Source organism: Actinopolyspora mortivallis (assembly GCF_003001495.1).
Lineage (GTDB): Bacteria > Actinomycetota > Actinomycetes > Mycobacteriales > Pseudonocardiaceae > Actinopolyspora > Actinopolyspora mortivallis_A.
In genome coordinates this window covers 1-5,932 of the sequence record NZ_PVSR01000071.1, presented here as the reverse complement: position 1 = coordinate 5,932, position 5,932 = coordinate 1, and the positions used below count along the sequence as shown (strand labels likewise).

The 5,932-nt window shown below is 66.8% G+C and carries 5 protein-coding genes; all 5 read right to left on the bottom strand.

Translation table 11 applies throughout. The features are described 5' to 3' along the window. The coding region (locus CEP50_RS19540; RefSeq protein WP_106115379.1) for an ABC transporter ATP-binding protein at positions 1-781 on the bottom strand (781 nt) is incomplete at its 3' end. Between the two features lie 14 nt (positions 782-795). Further along, positions 796-1,761, bottom strand: a complete 966-nt coding sequence (locus CEP50_RS19535) for an ABC transporter permease (protein WP_106115378.1) — start codon at positions 1,759-1,761, stop codon at positions 796-798. Then, positions 1,754-2,680: an ABC transporter permease gene (locus tag CEP50_RS19530; protein WP_106115377.1), complete on the bottom strand. Its 927-nt coding sequence runs from the start codon at positions 2,678-2,680 to the stop codon at positions 1,754-1,756. The genes CEP50_RS19535 and CEP50_RS19530 overlap by 8 nt, the downstream gene beginning before the upstream one ends. Positions 2,681-2,760: 80 nt before the next feature. Beyond that, positions 2,761-4,416 (bottom strand): peptide ABC transporter substrate-binding protein, encoded by a 1,656-nt coding sequence (locus CEP50_RS19525; protein WP_106115376.1) that lies wholly within the window; start codon positions 4,414-4,416, stop codon positions 2,761-2,763. Positions 4,417-4,622: 206 nt separating this feature from the next. After that, positions 4,623-5,576, bottom strand: coding sequence for a Ppx/GppA phosphatase family protein (locus CEP50_RS19520; protein ID WP_106115380.1), 954 nt, complete (start codon positions 5,574-5,576; stop codon positions 4,623-4,625). Positions 5,577-5,932 lie beyond the last annotated feature (356 nt).

The following is a 5,932-nucleotide window of genomic DNA, read 5'->3' as shown; positions in this document are numbered from 1 at the left end:
GGGCGGGCCGGGCGTACAGCGACTCGGCGTCGGACTCCTCCACCACCCGTCCGGCGTACATCACCGCGATCCGGTCGGCGACCTCGGCGACCACACCGAGGTCGTGAGTGATCAGGATCAGCCCCATGCCGCGCTCGCGGCGCAGCTCGTCCAGCAGGTCCATGATCTGGGCCTGCACCGTCACGTCCAGGGCCGTGGTCGGCTCGTCGGCGATGAGCAGGTCGGGGTCCAGCGCCAACGACATCGCGATCATCGCGCGCTGGCGCATCCCACCGGAGAACTGGTGCGGGAACTCCTTGACCCGCTGCTTGGCGTTGGGGATCTTGACCAGGTCCAGCATCTCGGCGGCCTTGGTCATCGCGTCCCTGCGCGACATGCCCCGGCGGAAGCGGAACTGTTCGGCGATCTGGAAACCCACGGTGTACACCGGGTTGAGCGCCGAGAGCGCGTCCTGGAAGATCATCGCCATGTTCTCCCCGCGGAGACCACGGCGACGTTCCTCCGTCGCGGTGAGCAGCTCCTCACCGCGGTACCGGATCGAGCCCTTGGTCACGAAGCCGGGGGGAGTGTCCAGAATGCCCATCACGGCCTGCGCCGTCACGCTCTTGCCGGAGCCGGACTCGCCGAGCACGGCGAGGGTCTCCCCGGCGTCGACGTGGTAGCTCACCCCGTTGAGCACACTGGCCGTGGACTCACGGGTGCGGAACTCGACGTGCAGGTCCTCCACCTCGAGCAGGCGCGCACCCGGCGAGCCGCCCGTGTTGTCGTCGGTAGCCGACACAGCGGCCCTCCTCACTATTTCTGTTTCGGGTCCAGCGCGTCCCGCACCGCGTCACCGAGCATCACGAAGGCGAGCACGGTGATGACCAGGAACCCTGCCGGGAACAACAGCATGTGCGGGGTACTGATGATGTACTGCTGCGAATCCGAGATCATCATTCCCCAGGAAACGACCGGGGAGGTCAGTCCGAGCCCGAGATACGACAGGGTGGCCTCGAGCCCGATGAACTGACCGAGCGCGATGGTCGCGTAGACCATCACCGGGGCCAGGCAGTTGGGCAGCACGTGCTTGAAGATGATCCTGCTGTGGCTGGCTCCCAGTGCCTTGGCCGCGTTCACGTAGTCCTGCTGCTTGGCCGCGATGGCCGCCGAACGCATGATGCGCATGGAGATCGGCCAGGCCAGTACACCGATGGTCAGGATGACCTGCGTCATCACGCGCACCGTTCCCGGCGAGCCCTCGATCCCGGCGTTGAACACCGACAGGATCACGATGGCGCCCAGCACGAACGGCAGACCGAGGAAGATCTCGGCGAACCGGGCCAGGAAGCTGTCGGTCTTGCCGCCGAAGTAGCCGGCCAGCAGCCCGACGAACGAGCCGATGAGCACCGCCACGAGGGTGGACAGCACACCGACCACGATGGAGGCGCGGGCACCGTGGATCACCCTGGTGTAGATGTCCCTGCCCAGGACGTCGTAGCCGAACCAGGCCTCCGCCGAGGGGCCCTCGCGTGCCAGCGACAGGTCCTGCGCCTGGGGGTCCCCCGGGGCGAACAGTCCGGGGAAGGCCGCGATCGCCAACAGCAGCAGGATGATCACACCGGAGATCACGAACAGCGGCCTGCGGCGGAGATCGCGCCAGGCGTCCCCCCACAGCCCCACCTGTTCGGTGGACTCCCTGTTCTCCCGCTCGTCCTCCGCGGGGGTCCCCGGGGACGTGGTCCGTTCCCCCACACTGCGGGTCTCGGTAGATTCAGTCATATCGGATCCTCGGGTCCAGAGCCGCGTAGAGAATGTCCACCAGCAGGTTCATCAGCAGGTAGACGAGCACCAGCAGGGTGACCACGCCGGTGACGGTGACCCCTTCCTGCTTGTTGATCGCCTGGTAGACCAGCCCACCGATACCGTGGATGTTGAACACGCCCTCGGTCACGATGGCCCCGCCCATCAGCGCGCCGAAGTCGGTGCCGATGAAGGTGATCACCGGGATCAGCGAGTTCCGCAGCATGTGCACCGAGACGACCCGGCGGGGGGTCAGCCCCTTGGCCGTGGCGGTGCGGATGTAGTCGGCCCGTTTGTTCTCGAACATCGCCGTGCGGGTGAGCCTGGCGATGTAGGCCATGGACAGACTGCCCAGCACGAAGCCGGGGATGAGCAACTCACCGATCGTCGGATCCGATCCGACGGACGGGTCGATCCAGTCCAGCTGGACACCGAGCACGACCTGGATCACGAAACCGCTGACGAACACCGGGACCGCGATGAGGAACAGGGTGGCCGCCAGCACGAGGTTGTCCACGAAACCCTTGCCGCGCAGCGCGGTCAGGATCCCCGCCGCGATGCCGATGACCGCCTCGAAGACCAGGGCGATGGTGGCGAGCTTGATGGTGACCGGGTAGGCGTTCTGGATCAGGGTGCTGACCTCGATCCCGTTGAAGGTCTCCCCGAAGTTCCCCTGGAAAAGCTGTCCCAGGTAGAGCACGTACTGCACGGGCAGCGGCTTGTCCAGGTTGTACTGCTCGGTCATCTGCTCGACGAACGAGGGTGGGCAGCCGCGGGGGCCGCACAGCCCGGCGAACGGGTTACCGGGGATCGCCCAGACCAACGAGTAGATGATGAATGTTGTTCCGATGAAAACCGGAATCAACTGCAGCAGCCGCCGCAGTATGTATCGGCCCACCGAGCCTCCTCCTACAAGGACATGCCCGGCCCGCCGCGCTCGTGACGCAGGACGGGCCGGGCGGTGTTCCGCGAATCAGTTCACTGCGTCTGTTCGGCGACCTTGAGCGCGGTCAGCGCCGGAGTGTTGCGCGGTGTCATCACGGCCTTGGCGAGCCGTTCCGACTTACCGCCCTTCACCATGTTGGTGAACAGCGGAATGACCGGCATGTCCTGGCCGAGCTGCTGCTCGGCCTGCATGTAGAGCTCGTTGGCCTTGTCCTCGGTGGCGGCCTGGTCGGCTTCGGCCAGCTTGCTGTCGAACTTCTCGTTCGAGTAGCCGGTGTAGTTGGCCGAACCGTTGGTGCCGTACAGCGGCTTCAGGAAGGTTTCCACGTTCGGGTAATCGGCGACCCAGCCGTACCGGTACGGTCCAGGCATCTCCTGGTTGTCCATCTTGTCCTGGTAGGTACCGAAGGTGGGCACCGGGTTCATGTCGACCTCGATGTCGAGGACGTTCCTGATGTTGCCCGCCACGGCCTCCATCCACTGCTTGTGGGCACCGTCGGCGTTGTAGCTCAGGGTCATCGTCCCGTCGAAGCCACCGGCCTCCTTCAGCAGCTCCTTGGCCCTGGAGGGGTCGTGGGTGCACCACTCACCGCAGGCTCCCGGCTCGTAGGCGGGGGTGGAGGAGGCGGCCCAGCCCTCGGCCGCGGTGGCCGCACCGTTGAAGATCTCCTTGACGATGCTCTCACGGTCGATGGCCATCGAGAGGGCCTTGCGCAGTTTCGGGTCCTGGAACTTCTCGTCGTAGAGCGGAAGCGCCAGTGTGGTGATGCCCAGACGCTCCCGGGAGATGGCCTGGTCGCCCAGTTCCTCCTTCCAACGCCCCCCGGCGAGGGCGGAGGTGGGGATCTCGTCGGTCATGTCGAGGTTGCCCGACTGGAGATCCTGATAGGCGGTCTGGGACTTCTCGTAGACCACGAGTTTGATCGCGTCGACGTGGCCCGCGTCCTCACCCTTGTAGTCCTCGTAGCGGGTCAGCGTCAGGCTTTCGTTGGGGGTACGGCTCTCGAACTCGTACGGCCCGTTGCCGATCGGGTGCTCGGCAAAGCCTTCCTTGTCCTCGAAGAAGGTCTCCGGCAGGGGGGAGAAGGCCTCGTAGCCGATCGTCTCCGGGAAGATCGCGAACGGCTCTTTCAGCGTGATCGTGAAGGTGTGGTCGTCCACGATCTCCAGGCCGGACATCTTCTCGGCCGTGGGTTCCGGGGGCTCCTTCGGCCCGTCGCCGTCCGGGTCGGCGGGGTGGACCTCGTCGTAGCCCGCGATGCGGTCGAAGAAGCTCGCCTGCTGCTGGCCGTTGGGGGCGTAGGCGGCGTAGTTCCAGGCCCGGACGAAGTTGTCGGCGGTGACTTCCTCACCGTTGTGGAACTTCCAGCCTTCCTTGAGCTTGACCGTGTAGGTCTTCTTGTCCTCCGAACGCTCGATGGACTTGGCCATGGCGTTGCGGGGTTCGTACGTCTCGGGGTCGTACTCCACCAGGCCGGTGAACATCGCGTTGAGGACGGTGCCACCGTTCGTGTCGTTGCTGTTGGTGGGGACCAGCTCGGTCTGCGGTTCACCCCACTTGACGGTGATCGGGTCCTCGAGGGTTCCGGTTGCCTCGGTGACACCGCCGCCACCGCCTCCGCAGCCGGCGGCCAGCAGGGCCGCCGACAGCGAGGCCGCGACCGGCGCGACCATACGTCGCTTGCGCATTCAATTCCTCCCGCTGTTTACGCGAGCTCTCGTCGATCTCCGAGAGAGTCGCCACGCCGACGACCTCGGGTCGTCGGATGTGTGCAGCGTAAACATAAGGGAGACACAGTTCACCACAATGCATTGTCACAAAGCCGTCACATTCTTTCTCGATTCAGGCCCAATATCACCCATTTGGCGGAATAGTTTGTCCCAAATTTCGGGAATTAGCTGATCGAAAGGGCTATACCGTCCAGTATGTCATGTTCACTCACAGTAATCTCGTTGATCCCCGAGCGCTCGGCGAGCTCGGCCGCCAGCACGCTCACGACCACCGCGCCACCTCCGATCACGTCCACCCGCCCGGGATGCATCGGCCCGAGAGCCGCGCGCCGCTCGTGATCCATGCCCAACAGCTCCTCGGTGAGGCGGTCCAGCTCCCGCCGGGACAACCGCGAGAGGTGAATGGCCGCCGGGTCGTACTCCGGCAACCCCTGGGCCAGGGCCGAGAGCGTGGTCACCGTCCCGGCCACCCCGACCAACCGGCGCGCGCCGGAAACGTCCACCGCCGCGAAGGCCTCGTCCAGGATCTCCCTGCTCAGGGCACGCGCGGCCTTCACCTCGGCGGGCACGGCCGGATCACTGGGCAGGCACCGCTCGGTCAGGCGCACACAGCCGATGTCGGCGGAGTACGAACCGAGGATCTCGGCCCGCCTGCCGTCCCAGGTGCCCAACACCAGTTCCGTGGAACCACCGCCCACGTCGGCCACCAGGAACGGCCCCTCGGCGGGATCCAGATCCCCCACCGCACCGACGAAGGAGAGCCGCGCCTCCTCCTCGCCGGTGATGACCTCGGCGTCCACGCCGACCGTCTCCCGCACCATCCCGAAGAAGTCCTCACGGTTGGCCGCGTCCCGCGTCGCCGAGGTGGCCACCATGCGGGTGCTCCGCGCCCCGGACTCCCGGATGACCTCGTCGTACTCGTGCAACGCCTCCCTGGTGCGCTCCAGGGCCTCCTCGGACAACCGGCCGGTGGCGTCCACCCCCTGGCCCAGGCGCACGATCCGCATCCTGCGGTCCACGTCCCGCAGCTCGCGGGTGCCGTTCTCGTGCACGGTCACGTCGGCCACCAGCAGGCGGATCGAGTTCGTCCCGCAGTCGATCGCGGCCACCCGTGTCATGTCGGCGTCCTCCTCACGGTGTTCCGGCGCGGCGACCACCCGCCGCCCGCGTCGCCGGAACCGTTCCGGAGAGGAAGGACCGACTCCCGGCGGCGGCCGGGCGCCGCCTGCACGTCGCCGACCACGCTATTCGAGTGCCCCCCGTCACCGGGGCTCGGCCCGGCGCTACTCACCCGGGGCAACACCACCGTCGACCGTGGATTCAGCGGGAGAGGAGGACGAGGAAGGCTCCGGGGGCGGAGTCCGGGTGGTGGAGGTCTCCGGTGACGGCCGTGACTGCGGCGACTGGCCCGGCTCGGGGGTCGTGGTGCTGCCCTCCGACGGCTCCGCCGAGGAGGGGGCGGGGACCAGGGGGG

Coding starts and splice junctions, on each gene's coding strand:
- CEP50_RS19535 (WP_106115378.1), bottom strand. CDS start 1,761: ATGACTGAATCTACCGAGACCCGCAGTGTGGGGGAACGGACCACGTCC.
- CEP50_RS19520 (WP_106115380.1), bottom strand. CDS start 5,576: ATGACACGGGTGGCCGCGATCGACTGCGGGACGAACTCGATCCGCCTG.
- CEP50_RS19525 (WP_106115376.1), bottom strand. CDS start 4,416: ATGCGCAAGCGACGTATGGTCGCGCCGGTCGCGGCCTCGCTGTCGGCG.